The organism is Tunturiibacter psychrotolerans (assembly GCF_051013365.1).
GTDB classification, from domain to species: Bacteria; Acidobacteriota; Terriglobia; order Terriglobales; family Acidobacteriaceae; genus Edaphobacter; species Edaphobacter psychrotolerans_A.
Window position 1 is genome coordinate 118,206 of the sequence record NZ_CP132941.1, and the last position, 16,545, is coordinate 134,750.

At 56.1% G+C, this 16,545-nt stretch carries 9 protein-coding genes; 2 read left to right on the top strand and 7 right to left on the bottom strand.

The window, feature by feature from the left end; genetic code table 11:
* Positions 1-5: 5 nt before the first annotated feature.
* Genes RBB76_RS00515 through RBB76_RS00525 form a run of 3 tightly spaced genes read right to left on the bottom strand, consistent with a single transcriptional unit; the run spans position 6 to position 12,705 of the window.
* Positions 6-2,621 (bottom strand): condensation domain-containing protein, encoded by a 2,616-nt coding sequence (locus RBB76_RS00515; RefSeq protein ID WP_429633534.1) that lies wholly within the window; start codon positions 2,619-2,621, stop codon positions 6-8.
* Positions 2,618-10,705 carry an amino acid adenylation domain-containing protein gene (locus tag RBB76_RS00520; protein WP_429633532.1) on the bottom strand — a complete coding sequence of 2,696 codons (8,088 nt, stop codon included), beginning with the start codon at positions 10,703-10,705 and terminating at the stop codon, positions 2,618-2,620. The genes RBB76_RS00515 and RBB76_RS00520 overlap by 4 nt, the downstream gene beginning before the upstream one ends.
* Positions 10,702-12,705: an amino acid adenylation domain-containing protein gene (locus RBB76_RS00525; RefSeq protein WP_429633531.1), complete on the bottom strand. Its 2,004-nt coding sequence runs from the start codon at positions 12,703-12,705 to the stop codon at positions 10,702-10,704. Before RBB76_RS00525 ends, RBB76_RS00520 begins: the two co-directional genes overlap by 4 nt.
* A gap of 325 nt (positions 12,706-13,030) precedes the next feature.
* Here RBB76_RS00525 and RBB76_RS00530 point away from each other — a divergent pair, with 325 nt between their 5' ends.
* The gene (locus tag RBB76_RS00530) at positions 13,031-13,792 is read left to right on the top strand and encodes a 4'-phosphopantetheinyl transferase family protein (protein WP_429633529.1); all 762 of its coding nucleotides are present in this window, start codon (positions 13,031-13,033) and stop codon (positions 13,790-13,792) included.
* Positions 13,793-13,843: 51 nt separating this feature from the next.
* Complete coding sequence (locus RBB76_RS00535) at positions 13,844-14,299, top strand: hypothetical protein (protein WP_429633527.1); 456 nt, start codon at positions 13,844-13,846, stop codon at positions 14,297-14,299.
* Here the strand turns inward: RBB76_RS00535 and RBB76_RS00540 are convergent.
* The 4 genes from RBB76_RS00540 to RBB76_RS00555 form a co-directional block, all read right to left on the bottom strand.
* Entirely contained in the window at positions 14,296-14,571 is a 276-nt protein-coding gene (locus RBB76_RS00540) for an anti-sigma factor family protein (protein WP_429633525.1), read from the bottom strand. The genes RBB76_RS00535 and RBB76_RS00540 overlap by 4 nt on opposite strands.
* Positions 14,562-15,182, bottom strand: coding sequence for a sigma-70 family RNA polymerase sigma factor (locus RBB76_RS00545; protein WP_429633523.1), 621 nt, complete (start codon positions 15,180-15,182; stop codon positions 14,562-14,564). Before RBB76_RS00545 ends, RBB76_RS00540 begins: the two co-directional genes overlap by 10 nt.
* A complete protein-coding gene (locus tag RBB76_RS00550; protein ID WP_429633521.1) occupies positions 15,179-15,652 on the bottom strand; it encodes a DoxX family protein in 474 nt (157 codons plus the stop codon). Before RBB76_RS00550 ends, RBB76_RS00545 begins: the two co-directional genes overlap by 4 nt.
* Positions 15,653-15,810: 158 nt before the next feature.
* Entirely contained in the window at positions 15,811-16,314 is a 504-nt protein-coding gene (locus tag RBB76_RS00555; RefSeq protein ID WP_429633519.1) for a peroxiredoxin family protein, read from the bottom strand.
* Positions 16,315-16,545 lie beyond the last annotated feature (231 nt).

Here is a 16,545-nt window from a genome sequence, read left to right on the forward strand (position 1 = left end):
AAGCGCTAAGCAGTCGATTCATCAAATCGACTGAGGCATCCGTGGATCGACTTCGCGAGCACATCAATCCCCGGCCCCGACAAAACCTGCCAGTGATCCCCGGGGATTTCGTGAACTTCGACTCCCTCGTTGAAGATCGGCGACCAGCCATTATCGGAAGGGATGCTGTTATCCGCCTGATTCGCGGCTCGGAAAAGAGTCAGCTTGCCAGAAAGCGGTTTTACCTTATAGTTTCGCGCAGCAACAGAGTTGATCTCGTGCGTATTCTTCAGGAAGGCTGGCAACGTAGAGAACATTCGGGCAGCAATGGTAATTGTGTAGCGCACTCTGCGTTCTTGCAGATCATTGAGAAAAAACTTCCACCATCCTTTCGCGCTCCCATGACCAGCGAAGCTGCGAAAAAATCCGGCTAGACCGCCAGCCTGAGTACGCCCATCGACAGAGGATACCTGGGGAGCCGTGCTTTCAATGTAGTCCCTGGCTCTCGTGTCCAACATGCCCAACAGGCCAACCGTTTCGCCCGCGGCGAGTAATTGGTGGGCCATCTCAAGGACCACAACTCCACCAAAGGAATAGCCGAGCAAGTGATAAGGCCCCTTTGGCTGAACTCGTCGGATCTCCGCCAGGTAGTGTGCGGCCATATCCTCCATGCGCAGCAGCGCTGGCTGGTCTACCTCAAGCGCCTGTGCCTGCACTCCATAGACTGGTTGATCCGCGCCAATTTTCGTCGTGAGACCGTAGAAATTAACTACATTTCCTCCCGCACCATGAACAATGTAAAGAGGGCGTTTCGTGCCGACGGGTTGGATCGGTACGAGCGAAGTTACCGTGTTCGGCGCATAGCGTTTGCGAACCAACTCCGCGACCATCTTGATCGTAGGAGCAGAGATAAGGCTGGCAAGGCCAAAGCCCATGGAATACAGGCTGTTCATCCTGGTAACAAGCCGCAGGATGGAGAGCGAACTCACTCCAAGCGAAAATACGTTCGTATCCGCAGAGATGTCTTCGACTCCCAGCATTGAGCGCCAAAGCTCGAGCAGCTGAACCTCGATCGGGTCGCTGATGGTCGCAACCTGGTCTTCAAGCTTCTCCATGATTTCCGCGCCACCATCGAATTGCTTTTCTTGGAATGGCTGCGCGTTTCTGCGAGTTACAATTCGGCTCCCAATATCAGGAAGGTTTGCGGGAAGAAAATCGTCTGCCGGAGCCATCTTCTCGAGCTGTATTGACGAGTCCCGCACGGCGGACTCCAGCAACGCAATGAAACTCGTCAGATAACGTTGAATCGTCGTCGGACGAAAGTAGTTCGGGTTGTATTCAAGTTGTAGCCGCGGCCCTTCCTCCGGCCGGTCGACGATGGCAAACATCCACTCGAAGACAGCTCCCGGGCTCATCGATCGCAAAGGCGTAATCTCAAGCCCGGCAACGCGCTGAATCACCATGAAAGACTTCTGGTAGAGAAAGAAGATCGGAATTTCGAACGAAGTATTGTTGTAAGAAAAATGCGAATCGTAAATCAGCTCTTCGAATGGAAGCTCCTGATTTTCGTAGGCGCCAAGCGTCCAGTCCTGCACTTTCGTCAGCAGAGATCGAAGGGTCTCCTGAGGCTCGATCCCGACACGAAGCACTTGGATATTCATGAAGAGACCGATCAGCTCTTCCGTGTCCTCGTTCCTGTTCGCACACGGAGATCCAACGACAATGTCTCGCTGGCCAGTTACCCGGTGAAGAAGAGCGCAGAATATGCTGAACAACAGAATATTCAGCGTCACATTCTGGTCTTTGCAAAACTCATGAGCTCGTGCGGTGAGCTCAGGGGAGATAAGAGACGTCTCAATGTCTCCTGACTCGGAGTCCGTCAAAGACTCTCGCGCTCCCTCAGGCGTTGCATCATGCGGGAGCTCGATGCGCCCAAAGTTTGTCCCGAGAGTCTTGCGCCAGAAGTTGAGCGATGTTTCTGCTGCCTCGCTCTTACGCCACTCCTCCTGCCACACGGCAAAGTCAGCAAACTGGATGGGCAACTCCGGCAGTACAGCTTCCTTCTCTTCCGTCAAAGCTTCATAGAAGACTGCAATATCGCGCAGAAGTATGCCAAGAGAGATGCCATCACAGATGATGTGGTGCATCGTGACCAACAACAGATGGTGCTGTGGAGCGAACTTCAGCAGCTTAAGTACGAGAAGCGGTCCACTATGCAGATCCATGCGATACGCCGCATGTTCGCGAATTAGTTTCCCCGCCTCTGGTGAGTTAGCCGCATCAGGTATATGCTGCAGGTCTTTGACAGGCAACGCAACGCTGTAAGGCCCCCCGATGATCTGCGAAAGTTTTCCGTCCACCATCGCGAAGGTCGTTCGCAGCATCTCATGCCGGCGCACCGCCAGAGTGAAGGCCATCGCCAGCAAATCTACATTCAATTCGCCCCGGCACTGCCACATCAGCGGCATATTGAGCGCGGGGTTCCCAGGATGCATCTGGTCCAATGACCAGAAGCGAATCTGTCCCTGCGTCGCGGGCATCACGTACACTTCGTCCGCCGGCGGCACCATCGAGCTTACGACGGGCATCTCCTCTGGAGTGTTCGTAGTGACCCCCGTCGCAGATTGAGATTGTTGCTTCATCCGCGCGTCCCGCCTTCACCGCGATAGCTCTTTCGTGGAGCGACAGCAATACGCGGCGCTACCTTAATCGTGCTGGAATTTGTCACTGGTTGTTGTCCCAATCCATCGGACAACGCCAAAATCGTCCGATGCTTGAATATCTGCGCTGCCGTTACGTTCAAACCTTCCTTCTGAGAGCGTGCGGCAATTCGGAAGATCAGCAAAGAGTCCGCACCTAGCTCAAAGATACTATCTGTGATGCTAACGCGGTCCAGCATCAACACATCGGCCCAAATCTCAGCAAGCTTTTTCTGCTCCGGCGTTGTGGGAGCAGCAAACGGCCGCTGTGCGAAATGAAGGCCAGCCTTGAGAAAGCTCTCTGCATCGGGCAGGCTTTTGCGGTCTATCTTTCCATTCGGAGACCGTGGAAGTTGGGGCAGCGGCAGAATCGTAGCAGGAATCATGTACTCCGGCAGCGAGCCAGCCAGCATCGTGAGCAGATCTGCTGTAAGAGCGGAGGCGTGCTCTGCGGAATTGCCCGCATCGACATATGCCACCAGCCGAGTAATTGACGTCCCCGCGCTCTTGCTCGTGTGAGCAACGACCACAGCCTCGCGGACCGCAGGGTGCCTGTTCAGAGCCGCCTCAATCTCCCCCAACTCAATTCGATAGCCGCGGATCTTCACTTGGAAGTCTGTGCGGCCAAGCAACTCAACCCTTCCTTGTCCTTCGGCATCAACATGCCAGCGGCCAAGATCCCCCGTCTTATACACACGACCCTGCGCAAATGGGTTAGGCAGGAAACGTTCGGCCGTTAGGTCAGGACGCTTCCAATATCCACGCGCCAGCCCCGCACCTCCGATGTAAAGCTCCCCCACGACTCCAACAGGCACAGGCTGCAGACGATGATCAAGCACATAAAACTGCGTATTCGCAATTGGCGGCCCAATCAGCAACGGACCCGTACCTGCTGTAACGCGCGTGGCAGATGACCAGATCGTCGTTTCAGTCGGCCCATAGACGTTCCACACCTGATCGCTTCGCTCGACCAGCTGATCCGCCAAATCTCGCGGCAGCGCTTCACCGCCGCACAACACCTTCAACGGCAACTCGCGGCTCCAGCCTGCATCGATCAGCATTCTCCATGTGCCGGGAGTAGCCTGCAACACGGTCGCTTTACTACTCTGCAGCAGTTGCAATAAGAGGTAGCCATCCGCAACCTGCTCTTCGTTCGCAATCACCAGCCGCGCCCCCGTCAGCAACGGCAGCAGCAGCTCCAATCCCGCAATGTCGAAGGCAAGAGTCGTCACCGCCACCAAAACGTCGGTTCGGCTCAACCCAGGCTCACGCTCCATCGAGCGCAACAGGTTCATCAATGCGCTGTGCTCAATGGCTACGCCCTTCGGCCTTCCAGTCGTACCTGAGGTGTAAATCACATACGCCAGCGAATCCGCGGCAGTCGCTACCTGCGGCGACGAGTCGCTCTCCTCCGCTATTTTTGCGTCTAACGCAACGATCTTTGCAGTCGTTCGAAATGCGGGCTGCGCCGATGCGAACGAACTACCCACGACGAGTAGCGCTGCGCCAGCATCGTCCAGCACCATCTCCAACCGCTCTTTCGGATGTCTCGGATCCAGTGGCACATAAGCGCCTCCGGCCTTCAGCACCCCAAGCAACGCCCCCAGCATCTCCACCGATCGATCAACGCAGAGCCCCACCAGATCTCCTGCCTTCAGACCCTCCCGTTGCAATCTGTGAGCAACACGATTCGCATACTGATTCAGTTCCCTCCCCGTCCATCTCTTCGAGCCGCATTCGACAACAACTTCATCAGCTTGCTCCCTGGCTCGCATCTCCGCCTGCCGGTGGATCGGAGTAAACTCGCGATCGAACTTCACCTCAGTCCGGTTCCAGTCCTCTACTATCTCCAGCCGGTGTTCCTTATCCAACAGCTCCAGCTCGTCCACCCGTACCGTTGCATCTCGTACGACGCTGCTCAGAAGATTGGCATATTGATGCATCCAGCGACGAACAGTCTCTTCGTCAAAAAGGTCGGTGTTGTAGTCGCAATCGAACTTGAGATCGTCTTCTGTCTCGATCACGTTCAGAAACATATCCGTGTTTACAAACTGCTTCGGATTCGCCTTGATCTCCGCCACCAGACCGTCAAAGCCAATGCGAGACCCAATCTTCTCAAGATTGAATTGAACCTCGATCAGCGGAAGCCGTCCTGCATCTCTCGGAATCGAAAGTTTCTGAAGAAGGCTGCCATAAGTAAATTCCTGATGATCGAACGCGTCGAAGAGCACATTGCGAGTCGCAGCGAGATGACCCTTGACCGTCTCTTCCTCGGTCAACTGGCTGAGCATCGGCAAAAAGTGAACGCAGTGCCCAACAAGACTCGCGTTCTGAAACAGAGCCTGCCCCGCAGTCGAAATCCCAACCACAACCTCCTGCTGACGAGTTAATCGATGCAGCAGAAGCTGAAAACCTGAGAGCAACGTGACGTAGAGCGTACAGCCCAGCCGCGCGCTTGCGCCCTTCAGATCCGTATAGAGTGCAGTCCCGAGACTTCCTTTCAGAGTCGCCCCATCATAGGTCTTATTCATCGGACGAGGTCTATCTGTCGGCAGATCAAGCACCGGCGCGAGGCCGGAAAACTTATTGACCCAGTACGCTTCGTTATCCGCGAACTCTCCCGCCTTGTGACGGCTCTGCTCCTCAATGGCATAGCTGCTGAACGGAAGAAGAGGAAGCAATTCAGGCACACTTTTCTTGGCGTTGTAGAACTTGCTGATCTCTTCGAAGAGTTGGTTTACCGACCATCCATCGAGAACAATATGATGACCGGTAAACAGCAACACCACCTCATCCGCAGCGATCCTGAAGATCGTGGCACGCGCAAGCGGTCCTTCTGTAAGTGAAAACGACGTCTTCCCTTCCTGGTCGATCGCCTCCTGCAACGCCTGCTCCCGAGATTCAACCGTTGCGAATGACGCAAGGAGATCGACGTGTTTGACATCGCCCGCAAAAGCCGGCGCAATCAGGATTGACTCACCGTCCTCGCTGATTCTGCTCCGCAATGCATCGTGCCGCGCAAACCCCGATTCGACCGCACGCTGCAGCTGCTTTTCATCAACGTCGCCGCGCAAACGAAGTGTCACCGATTCGTTGAAAGCGCAGTTCATCTCATCGCCGAGCGCTGCTGCGAAATAAATCTCTCGCTGGGCCTCAGTAATTGGAACCTGCGCCGGAGTCTCTTTCAGAGCAGCGGGGTGCATAGCAACCACATGCGCCTTCGCTGTTGGAACATGTTGCTCCCCATGACTAGGCAGCGCATTGCTCCGCTGCATCTCCTCTACCGTCTCGCGAAACACGGCTTCGACCCTCTCCAGATCTTCATCCGAGTGCGCTGTCGTGAGGAAGCAGGGATACCCCTCCTGAATATGAACTCCCTTTTCACGCATCGCGTAGTACAGCAGACTGCCCAACCGGGCATCGCCATGGAAGGTGAAATAAAACCACGAGGCGAAGTGATGAATGCGGCTCGGTACACCCCGTTCAACGAAGAAATTATCGAGCCTCGTCGCTAACTCGGCGGTCTTTCGATTTAGATCAAGCTGAAGCTGCGGCCCAGCAGCCTTCAAATGATTGAGCACTGCACGAGCCGCCGCGAGCGCCTGCGGATGCCTTACGAAGGTCCCGGCAAAGAAGGTTACGCCAACCTCTGGAATCGACGCATCACCATACTGCCAGGCTCCGCCATCAAGCGCATCCATGTACTGCGCCTTGCCCGAGAGCACGCCTATCGGATAGCCCCCGCCAATCACCTTGCCATACGTAGCAAGGTCAGCGCGAACCCCAAACACCTCCTGTACGCCACCAGGAGCCAGTCGGAAGCCAGTGACAACTTCGTCAATGATGAGAGCAATCTCGGCCTGCTCAGTAATCTCCCTCACAGTTTTGACGAACGCAATGGGCTGCAAGCCGGGGTTGCGGGTCTGCACTGGTTCAATCAAAACCGCAGCGATCTCAGAAGCATTTTTGCGGATGTAATCCAGAGACGCGTCTGCGCCGTACTCAAGCACGACCACGTTTCCTGTGTTTGCCAGCGGAATTCCCGGCGCCAGCGGCACTGTTCCACGTGGTGTGTTGCGAACGAGAACCTCATCAAAGGTTCCGTGATAATCACCGGCAAAGTAAATGATACGATCACGTCCCGTAACCGTGCGAGCCACGCGAATCGCAGCCATCACAGCCTCGGATCCCGTGTTGCAAAAAGTCACACGATCGTTTCCCGTGAGCTCACAGATCTGCGCCGCAACCTCGCCCGCCAACGGTGACTGAGGCCCAATGGCAACGCCCTCTTCAATCTGCTTATGCACGGCGTCCAACACAAACTGTGGAGAGTGGCCGAACATGATCGCACCGTATCCATTCACGATGTCGATATATTCGTTGCCATCGACGTCCCAGATTCGCGATCCTTTAGCACGCTCGGTAACAAGCGGGTAGACCATCTCCTTCCACTGCGGACGGAATCCAGCAACCGCGCGTGGATCCGCAAGATGAACCCGCGCCTTGTCCGTCAAACGCTTGGAACCCGGCGTCTTCTTCTGGTACTTCGCTAGGAGTGCGTCGAGATATTCTTGTTGATCGCTATCCAGATCCTGTTGAACCCGCGGCTGCAATGGTCTGTAAGAGACATGCTTGACCTCCGCGGCTTCGCCTGTCGATGACGGCGCAACTGACGTCGGCGCGGCAGAGGACACTGGCGCCGTCGCCGGTGTCGCAGAGGGCGTCGGAGTCGCAGACGTCACTGGCAATCCAGTCGCAGCACGCAACGCCGCCATCTGCTGTTCGAAGACCTTCGACATCATTGCCATCTGCTCACTGAAGAGCCGCTCAGCTGCAGACCCGGCCGGCATCGACGAGCTGGAGTTCGCGAAGTTCGCAGTCGGAACGGAAACGCCCACCGAAGATGCCGGCGCCGGAGCAGCTTGCACCTGCGCCGCAGCCGGAAACGCATCGGGTGGAAGCACGCTGTCAAGATAGCCGGCAAGACTTGCAATCGTTGAGTACTGCTCCATAATCTGGCGGAAGGTCAGCTTCACGCCAAACTTCTTTTGAATCCCCTGGGTAGCCTGCGTGAGAAATAGCGAATCGAGCCCAAGCTCCAGAAACTGATGATCGACCTGATCGGGCGTGACCTCAATCCCGCTCAGTTGAGTAAATACCTCTGAAACAATAGGCTGCAGTCGCAGCTTCCGTTCTTGCATCGGTTCCTCTTTCAACGGTTCCCTCGCGTCGGGGACACCTTCACCTGCGCGTTGTGCGTCAAGCTTCTCTGCTTCAACAAGTTCTGGCCGTTCGTTCATCCGTGAGCTTGCCGTATAAGCTGGCGGATCAACCCAGTACAACTTACGCTCAAACGGATAGGTCGGTAGAGAGACTCGTCTTCGCTGCTCCTGCCCGTAGACTTTCGTCCAATCTGGCGTCGCTCCCGCGACCCAGAGTTGCCCAAGCGCCTCCTGGATCGAGCCTGTCTCAACAGGCGATTTTTCGTCCCTCTGCGATAAAGAAGAGACGATAACGGCCGCATTGCTATTGGGCTGTTGTCGCGCGAGTGTACCAAGCGTGTTCCCTGGCCCAACCTCCAGCAATATCTGCGGAGTCGACATCAGGGTCTTCAATGCATCGGCAAATCGAACCGGATGACGAACCTGATCCGCCCAAAACCGAGGACTCGTCGCCTGCTTCGGCTCAATCCACGTACCGGTAAAGCTCGAAACATATGGACGGGCAGGCCGATGCAGCGTGATCTTGGCAACTTCCGCCTCAAACCCCGCCAGCATCGGATCCATCATGGATGAATGAAATGCATGCGAGGTACGCAACCTGCGAAAGAGCGCTCCATCCGACGTAAGCCTCTTCTCAACCCCTTCGACAGCCTCGAGCGGACCAGCAAGAACACTCAACTTCGGAGCGTTCAGAGCAGCAATCGAAATGTCTGCAGAGAGATACGGTTGAAGCTCCGGCTCGCTCAGTCGCACTCCTACCATGCCTCCGCGCGGTATCTCCTGCATCATCCGTCCGCGAATACTCACCAGTTTCAGAGCATCCTCGCGACTCATGACGCCCGCAAGTACAGCCGCCACATATTCGCCAATACTGTGGCCCGCGGATGTTCGCGGTTCAATCCCCCACGACTGCCAGAGTTTCGCCATCGCGAACTCTGTCACGAAGATTCCTGTCTGCGCAAACTGGGTCTGCTGAATCCGTTCTGCAGCCTCCTGCGAAGAAACATCCGTCGGAAAAAGAATCTCCCGCTGGTCAAGGCCAAGCAGAGGCCGTAGAATCTCAGAGCACTCGTCTACCTCGCGGCGGTACAACGGTTCGCTCTCGTACAACGCACTGCCCATGCCCGCAAACTGCGAACCCTGCCCCGGAAAAAGAAACGCGACCTCCAACCGCTTTGCAGGCACAACTCGATTCGATTGCAGATTTGCCGACGAAAGTTTCGCAACGGCATCTTCACCACCTACGCAGACAAATGCAGCCCGGTGATCAAACGCCTTTCTTCCGACTGCGAGCGTATAAGCCACATCTTCGAGCGGAACTTCTGGATGCTCCTTGATAGACCGAGCAAGATTTTCACCAGCAACCTGCAGTGCAGACTGCGATCTTGCCGAAACGCAAAGCAGCTGTGCCGAACGCAAGGAGGGTGCCGAGGATGATGCGGCGGGCGCCTCCTCCAACACAACATGAGCATTCACACCACCAACACCGAACGCGCTCACGCCGGCGCGCCGTGGCCCATCAGACCGCCAAGGGCTCAACTCACGATTGACATAGAAAGGTGAGTTTTCGAAATCGATATTTGGATTCGGACTCTCAAACTTCGCCAGAGGAGGCAACGTCGCTTTACTCAGCGAGAGTGCCGTCTTGATCACCCCCGCCACACCCGCAGCGGCATCCAGATGCCCAACATTCGCCTTCGCCGTCCCAATCGCGCAGAATCCCGATGCATCTGTGCTCAGCCGAAACGCCTTCGTCAGTGCGGCAACTTCAATCGGATCGCCCAACGGCGTCGCGGTCCCGTGAGCTTCGATGTAAGTGATCGAACCCGCATCGACTCCGGCCATCGCCTGTGCAGCAGCGATTACGCCCGACTGGCCATCCACCCCTGGAGCCATGTACCCGGCCTTCATCGACCCGTCGTTATTCACTCCAAACCCACGAATCACGGCCGTAATATGGTCACGATCCGCGATGGCATCCTCCAACCGCTTCAGCAATACCACTCCCGCGCCGTGGCTGAATACCGTTCCAGTCGCGGCTGCGTCGAAGGGCCGACAAAAACCATCCTTCGATCCAATACTTCCTTCCGAGTACATATGTCCGCGCTTCTGCGGAAACGTCACCGAAACGCCGCCAGCCAACGCCATGTCGCACTGGTAGTTCAACAAGCTCTGACTCGCCTGAGCGATCGCCACCAGCGACGTCGCACACGCCGAAGCCACACTGATACATGGCCCGCGCAGGTTCAATTTGTAGGCAACGCGCGTCGTCAGGAAGTCCTTGTCATTGCCCATAAATGACCGGAACTCGCCAACCTGATAGTTTCCGGTTACTTCATCGATAAACGCTCGATCGTGGCACAAATTCGCAAGCAGATACGTATTGAGACTGCATCCACCAAAGAGACCGATCTGCCCCGCATAGGTCGACTGATCGTACCCCGCGTCTTCCAGCGCATTCCAACACGTCTCAAGAAAGATCCGATGCTGCGGATCCATGTTCTCCGCATCACGCGGCGAGATCCCAAAAAACTCCGCATCGAACATGCCCGGATTCTCAAGCACTCCCCGCGCGGGGACATAGTCAGGGCCGCTCTCAAGACCCGCACTGTTTCTTGCTTCCAGTTCAGACGCAGAGAAGTGAGAGATCGTGACCTTTCCCGCGGCAACGTTCTGCCAGAACGCCTCCACATCCGCAGCTCCGGGAAACCTACCCGACATGCCAATAATGGCAACGCTATCCAACAGCTGCTCTCCGCCTTCGTTTTGGCCCGTTGCCCGAGTTTGATCGTTCAGCTCATTCATGACGCCACACCCTTCGTTGCCCGAGCTCGCGCGAACGCACCTCTCGCCCTCTGTGCCTGCTGCTGGACTACACTTTTCTCTGATGCAGAAGATCCATTGTCCGAAAGGCGTCTCGCCAGCGACCGGACCGTTGGACACTCAAACATCAACGTCACGGGAAACAGCCTCTCGAAGTGCGCCTGCAATCGCAGATGAGCGCTAATCAGCAACAGAGACGTTCCACCGCAATCGAAGAAGTTGTCATCCAGGCCAATCGCCCGCAGATCGAGAACATCCACAAATACTCGCGACACTTGCTCCTCTGTTTCAGACAACGATTGTGGTGCAGAACCCGTCGGGGCAACGTTGCCGGAACCAATCGAAGGAGCAGGCAGAGCCGCAGCGTCCAGTTTGCCGTTTACCGTGAGCGGAAGTCTCTCCAGAGGCGTGTAGGACGAAGGCCTCATGTGCGCTGGCATCCTTGTAATAAAAAACTCCCCAAGAGTCCGCGCAGACAATGCAACACCCGGACTCGCAACAAAATAAGCGGCCAGCCGCTGCGTTCCAGCTTTATCCGTATGGGCCACCACGCAAGACTGCTGCACTCCCGGAACCTCGGCCAATGCCGCCTCAACCTCGCCTAGTTCGATGCGAAAACCATTTATCTTCACCTGGCTATCGTTGCGGCCCAGATACACAATCTCACCATCGGGCCGAACCCGCGCAAGATCACCGGTGCGATAGAGCCTGGCGCCCGCCGTCCCCGCAAAGTGATCGGCAATAAAACGCTCTGCGTTCAACTGCGGCCGATTCAGATAACCGCGCGTCACTCCGCCGCCGCCCACGTAAAGCTCACCCACCTCACCATCTTGCACCGGTTTCTTCGCGTCATCCAGCAGGTAAAGCTGCATATCGGGAATAGGCACTCCGATCAGGCTCTCCTGCACCGACTCCGCCTCCGCCGCAACAATAGGGCGGTACGTCACATGCACAGTCGTCTCAGTGATCCCATACATGTTCACCAACTGCGGAGCCGTGTCCCCGTGACGCTCGAACCATGGAGCGAGCTTGCGATACTGCAAAGCCTCTCCCCCAAAGATCACCAGACGCAGTGATAGCGGTAGCGGTGTACTCTCCTGCTCCACCTGGATCAACATGAAGAACGCGGACGGAGTCTGATTGAGCACCGTCACCCGCTCCCTCGAGAGAAGCTCATAAAACTCTCGCGGCGAACGACTCACCGCGAAAGGCACGATCACGAGCCTTCCCCCGGTCAGCAGCGGTCCCCAAATCTCCCACACCGAAAAATCAAATGCGATGGAGTGAAACATCGTCCAGACGTCGTCCACCCCAAAGTGAAACCACGCCTCCGTCTGCTCCAAAAGACGAAGCACGTTCCTGTGCGTAACCATCACACCCTTCGGCTTCCCAGTCGAACCTGAGGTGTACATCAGGTACGCCAAATCCTCACTGGCGCATGCACGCGGTGGATCCTTCAGTCTCGGAGTGGCCGCGAGCACGTCGAGGCTGTCCATCTCCAGGACCGAGACAGACAACGCGGAAAACTTCTCTGATAACTCAGGTGCCAGAGTTGCGCCGGTCAATATAGCCACCGGCTTCGCATCCTCCAGCATCTCCAACACTCTGGTCGCCGGATACCCAAAGTCGATAGGAAGATACGCGCCCCCGGCCTTCAGGATCCCAAGTATCGCCAACAGCATCTCGGGCGAGCGGTCCAGATAAATTGCGACAAAAGAGTCCGTTCGGACGCCAAGCCCCCGTAACCGTTCCGCAAGTTGGTTCGACTTTGCGTTCAACTCCCCGTAAGTCCAGCGAACCTCTCCACAGACGATCGCGACCCGATCCGATTTTGCCGCAGCCACTCGCTCAAAGACACTCACGATCGTGTCCAGAGTGCTCCCGTTGAAGCCGTTCTTCCGGGGAGTCTCCGGGGACTGGGAACGACCGGTCAGTCGCCCGCCCTCAATGGCCGAATTCTTAACATAATCATCGTTCTCCATCGTGCCCCACGCAGATCAAAAAACGCCGCAGAACAAATTGACTCAGAGTGCTCTCTGTGTTGGCCACAAGATCGCAGATTTCGCTTAAGCAGCTCAACACATTAAAGGATGCAACTGCAGCGAAAGGTACTGTCGGATGCGCTCGAAGTCAACCCGCCTTTGTTGCCTAATTGTACGCATAATTCGAAAGATCGATGAGGCCTATTGTTCATGTAGATACCTGAAAGTTGTAGATTTCCCAGTATTTCATCGTGCTCTAAGCCTCCTGCAGAACTAAAGTACCTGAGCAACTGATTATGATTGCAATACAGCTCACGAAGCCACCGTGTCTCTTATCTTGAGTGATTGGAAACAAACCGACACCCTTCCGCCACTCGAGGCCGGCGAGGTTCAACTCTGGCGGATCGATCTCCCCGCTGCCACGGGTCTACACAATCGTGTCAACACGCGCCTCTCCCCCTCCGAACAACTCCACGCAAGCCGTTACAGACTAGAGCAGGCGCAGCTTCATTTCTCCGTCGGACGGGCCTGCCTGAGAACCCTTCTCGGAAACGTGTCGGCGCTCGATCCCCTTTCCATCACGATCACAACCGGCGTTCACGGAAAACCTGAATCCCCAAACCTCAACGGACACCGCGTCGCATTCAACGTAGCTCATTCGAAGAGCACAATCCTCATCGCGCTGACCCGTAACGGCCCCGTCGGCGTCGACGTCGAGTACTACGACCGGCCGACTGACATCATGGACGTCGCCAAACACAACTTCACAGAAACCGAAACCAGCTCTCTGAAAGCGATCGCCGACCCAGAAACCCGCCACAGGACTTTTTACCGCTACTGGACTCGCAAGGAAGCGGTTCTCAAAGCAGACGGCCGTGGCCTCATCGCTTCGCTCGCGTCCTTCGACGTATCGTTCGAGTCGCTCCACCAACAACCCATCCGCATGCGCGAATCGAAAGACGGTCAAGGAAAGCTCTTCTTCGTCAGCGACTTGACCCTGGGCATCGAGGCAGCCGCAGCCATCGCACTCGACTCCCCCGACTATCCCATCAAGCAGCTGATCTTCCCCTTAAATTTTTTCTGGTGACTCATCTTGCCTTCAACACTCATCCTGCTACGTCTATAAGTTGAGGAACAGATGCCCCTTCAAACAAGCTCCCCGATTTCGACGCGCCCCGCGACCACAGTTACAGACAACCGGCGAACCTGGCTCCTCTCCGCCACCAGCTTCGTCTTCATCGTTCTGCAGAGCGCCTGCACGGCTGTCATCGCCCTCAGCGGAGTCCGCGTGGCCATTGGCCTCAGCGCTCTGGCCGTAGCGACCTTCGGCGTCCACTCTCCCGCCGTCGGGTTTCATCAAGACGCAATCAGAATCCCCATGATGATCGCCGCGACCCTCGGCTCCCTCATCAATCTCTACGTCATCTGGCGGATTCGCTCACTGCGCGCTCGGCCATCTTCGCAATGGCGCAGCCAGCCCGCCACCCCCACCCAACGACGCTCAGAGTTCCTCCAGATCGCGCTCGCCACCCTCACCCTCATCCTTGTGGCCGCCGAGTGGATCACTCACTCCATGATTCACCGCATGCCCTAGCTATCGTCCCCACCCGATCCTGAGGGCCGGTGGGTAAAATCCTGCATCTCCGCCTCCAGCCTCGCGTGTAGCCGTTCACTAAAACCTAACGGAAGTTCGAAGACACGCGCATCAGCCGTCAGAATCAAAATATTGCGCGTCGAATCCAGAATCGCAGAGCAAATCTCGCAGTGTTCAAGATGTTTCTGCACTTCTTCCAATACCGCCGCATCCAGATTCCCATCAAGATAGCCGGAGATGTGCTCCCACACATGCTTGCACTCTAAAACCATGGCAACCACCTCCGCTTTGGCATCACCTGCTTCAACTGCGGTGCCAGCCGCTTCTGCAACATCAGCCGCGCACGATGCAGCCGCACCTTTGCCGCCGCAACACTAATGCCCAGCGCCTCTGCCGATTGGTTGACGCTCAGATACTCCATATCGCGCAGCACAAAAACCTCGCGATAGATCAGCGGCAGATCGGTAATTGCGTCTTGCAATAACAGTCGCACCTCCTGTCGCTCCAGCGCCTCGGATGGAATCTCCCGCCAATCCCGCAGCAGTGCCGGCGACACATGCCCATCTTCGGTCAGCTCATCCAGCGAATCTGTCTTCGCCGTCTTCTTATGCCGCAGCCGGCTCCGTGCCTCGTTCAACGTAATGCTGATCAGCCACGTGCTAAACTTCGCCTCGCCGCGGAACTTATCGAGATTGCGGAACGCCTTGAGAAACGCCTCCTGCGCCGCATCCTCTGCATCCGCCTCGTTTTGGAGCATCGACAGCGCCATGCTATAAACACTCCGCTCGTATGGCTGGATCAGGGTATGAAACTCATGCGTATTGCCCGCAAGTATGGAGGCGATCATCTGAGCTTCATTCCTGTTCTCGATGCTTGCGGTCATTGCTTCTCGATTCGTCCTCGATAACGCTTCTTCAACAATGCATCTACGGAGAACAGCCCCGCACCGAACACCAGAACCATCGCCGACGCAAACAGGAACGTGTACGGATCTGCGTTATAAAACTTGCCTGGATCAGAGAACACGGCAAAGAGCGCGTCTCGATCCGCAGTCCAGTATGCCACCAGCATATTCACCGAAAGAACCAGCCCGATCAGCCGTGAGCCAAGCCCAAGAATCAGCAACAGCCCGCCAACAAGCTCCAACCCCGAGACCAAGTGAGCCGTCACACCGGGAGCCGGAAGATTCAGGCTCGTAAAGAAATCGGTCACCTTGTCCAGATGATGCAGCTTCCCCCAACCGCTCTGCATAAGCTGCCATCCCCAGTAAAGACGCACCACCAGAAGAAACGGAGACTGAAGATAAGAGACCAGCACCGCAAATCTTTCATATACCTCAAGCAGTTTTTTCATCACAAATCCTTTTCACCCCAATCCTGTGAGTGGCGCAATCAATCGATACAGTCCTTACGCAGGCCCCGGACTGACGCAGACTCGGCCAGGAGCCTGTGGGACCTGCACATACTTAGAATCGCAGCGACCGAATTGGTTACACCACTCGCCACATTCAACTAATGCGAGTGAGCCGCCTTGTCGCGCTCAAGCTCACCAAGAACATCTGCCGCCGTCGTTCGATCGCCGTGCTCGTGGCTGACCTTCCTAAAGAAAACCGTGCCCCGACCGTCGATCAGGAAGGTTGAAGGATAGGCAGTCTCATGCGGCGCGTCCCAGCGCAGCCCATACTGATTCGTAAATGCATAGTCAGGATCGATGACAAGATGAACATTGGCCGGCAGCGGATTCTCCTTCACCAGAAACTCCTTCGCACGCTGATCGAGATCGGCAGGCGGACCAGGATAGACCAGAAGCACCTCCGCACCAGCCGCCGCAAACTTATCGCCATTCCCTAAAAAGTCATGGACCTGCTTCTGGCAGTACGGGCACTGGTAGCCAGGAAACCCACGAAGCACCACCAACACCACTGTTCCCTTCGCAGTAAATTCCGACAGCCTCAGCGGGTGACCATCCGGCGTGGACAGTCTAAACTCCGGAGCCTTCTGTCCAATTTCGGGCACTTCCGCCTTCACTGACGGAGAAAAACCAAACATCAAAATCCCTAAAGCCAACACCAAGAATTTCCTGGCAATCACTCTTCAACCCCAGTCAACACGCCATCATCCGGCGCGTGGTGTTCAGATTTGAACAACGTGTCCCGGTTTGAGTAGCTCGCTGCCAAAAGGTTACAGACAGTGTTAGGCTTCCGATGTTCCACCACCTGTAACCTTTGTGTCTTGGTGTAGTCGAAT